General features: G+C 66.3%; 2 protein-coding genes. Both read left to right on the top strand.

What is annotated here, in order from left to right; genetic code table 11:
* Nucleotides 1-276: 276 nt before the first annotated feature.
* Nucleotides 277-1,065: an aa3-type cytochrome oxidase subunit II gene (gene ctaC / locus IEY93_RS16440; protein ID WP_189163939.1), complete on the top strand. Its 789-nt coding sequence runs from the start codon at nucleotides 277-279 to the stop codon at nucleotides 1,063-1,065.
* The coding region (locus tag IEY93_RS16435; RefSeq protein WP_229691196.1) for a cbb3-type cytochrome c oxidase subunit I at nucleotides 1,062-2,315 on the top strand (1,254 nt) is incomplete at its 3' end. The genes ctaC and IEY93_RS16435, both read left to right, overlap by 4 nt.

Raw genomic sequence — 2,315 nt, 5'->3', positions numbered from 1 at the left:
ATGCAGGGGTTCGGCCGAGGCCGCGTCGAAGTACGCCACGCGTTCATGCTCGCACCCGCCCGCCGCTCCGGCGGCCGCGGGGAGCGGCGTGCCGAGCGCGGCGCCGGGGGTCGCCGACCCGCGTACGGCGGGGGCTGGGAAGGAGGGCGGTGCCCGTCCGCGCTAATGTGTCCCCCAGCGTGACGTGAGACAAACAAATAGACGCGTACAACGCGAATCCAGAAACGACCGCCCAGGAGGGAGACTCTTGGGCTTTAACTGTGGGGTAGGCGATCTGTGAGTCCGACCCGCCGTACTACACGGCGTCCGTTGGCCCGCAGGGTGCCGCGTGCCGCCGCCCTGGCGGCGCTGCTGGTTTCCCTGACGGCGTGTGGAGGCCCTGGCACGTGGGATCGTGCCGGCATGCCCGAGGGCGTCACCAAAGAGGCCGGCATCGTTCAGACACTGTGGAACGGTGCCTGGATCGCCTCCCTCGCCGTCGGTGTCGTCGTCTGGGGCCTGATCCTGTGGGCCTGCGCGTTCCACCGCAAGCGCAAGAACACCGGCGACGCTCTGCCGCCCCAGGTGCGCTACAACCTGCCGATCGAGATCCTCTACACCACGGTCCCGATCATCATGGTGGCGGTGTTCTTCTACTTCACCGCCCGTGACGAGAACATCATCACCGCGGTCTCCAAGAACCCCGACGTCAAGGTGCACGTCGAGGGCTTCCAGTGGAGCTGGCGCTTCACCAGCGAGTACGGCGGCAAGACCGTCAGCGTGGTCGGCACCCCGGCCAAGCGGCCCGTCCTGGTGCTGCCGCAGAACAAGTCGGTGCAGTTCGACCTGACCTCGCCGGACGTCGCCCACTCGTTCTGGGTGCCGGCGTTCCTGTTCAAGCGCGACGTCATCCCCGGCGTGAAGAACGTCTTCGAGATCCACACGCTGAACAAGCAGGGTGAGTTCGCCGGCCGCTGCGCCGAGCTGTGCGGCGTCGACCACAGCCGCATGCTGTTCACCGTGAAGCTCGTGCCCCAGGCCGAGTACGACCAGTACGTCAACAGTCAGGCGGGGAGTGCCCAATGACCGCCATCAACGAGCCGATCAGGATCGGCATCGCCCCGCGGCAGGCCCGCAAGGGCAGCGTGATCGCCAAGTGGCTCTCGTCGACCGACCACAAGATCATCGGTCACCTGTACCTGATCACGTCGTTCGTCTTCTTCCTCATCGGCGGCGTCATGGCGCTGATCATGCGCGCCGAGCTGGCCCAGCCGGGTCTTGAGTACGTCAGCAACGAGCAGTTCAACCAGCTGTTCACCATGCACGGCACGATCATGCTGCTCATGTTCGCGACCCCGCTGTTCGCGGGCTTCGCCAACGAGCTCATGCCGCTGCAGATCGGCGCGCCGGACGTCGCGTTCCCGCGCCTGAACATGGTCAGCTACTGGCTCTACCTGTTCGGCAGCACGATCGCCGTCTCGGGCTTCTTCACCCCCGACGGCGCGGCCTCCTTCGGCTGGACGGCCTACGTGCCGCTGTCGGACGCCATCTCCTCGCCCGGCATCGGCGGCGACCTGTGGATCATGGGTCTGTCGATGTCCGGCATCGGCACCATCCTCGGCGCCGTCAACTTCATCACCACGATCATCTGCATGCGCGCCCCGGGCATGACGATGTTCCGGATGCCGATCTTCACGTGGAACATCCTGCTCACCAGCATCCTGGTGCTGCTGGCGTTCCCGGTGCTGGCCGCCGCGCTGCTCGGCCTGGAGGCCGACCGCGCCCTCGGCGCGCACATCTTCGCCTCCGCGACCGGCGGCGCCATGCTGTGGCAGCACCTGTTCTGGTTCTTCGGCCACCCCGAGGTGTACATCATCGCGCTGCCGTTCTTCGGCATCATCACCGAGGTCCTGCCGGTGTTCAGCCGCAAGCCGGTCTTCGGGTACATCAGCCTCGTCGGCGCGACGATCGCCATCGCCGGCCTGTCGGCCGCGGTGTGGGCGCACCACATGTTCGTCACCGGCCAGGTGCTCCTGCCGTTCTTCTCGTTCATGACCTTCCTCATCGCGGTGCCGACCGGCGTGAAGTTCTTCAACTGGATCGGCACGATGTGGCGCGGGCACATCACCTTCGCCTCGCCGATGCTGTTCGCGGTCGGCTTCCTGGTGACGTTCCTGTTCGGTGGCCTCACCGGCATCATCCTGGCCTCGCCGCCGCTGGACTTCCAGGTCAGCGACTCCTACTTCGTGGTCGCCCACTTCCACTACGTCGTCTTCGGCACCGTGGTCTTCGCGATGTTCTCCGGCTTCTACTTCTGGTGGCCGAAGTTCACCGGC

This window comes from Sphaerisporangium melleum, from assembly GCF_014646695.1.
GTDB lineage: Bacteria > Actinomycetota > Actinomycetes > Streptosporangiales > Streptosporangiaceae > Sphaerisporangium > Sphaerisporangium melleum.
Note: the sequence above shows the minus strand (reverse complement) of the source record. Positions and strands in the feature narration are given on the sequence as shown.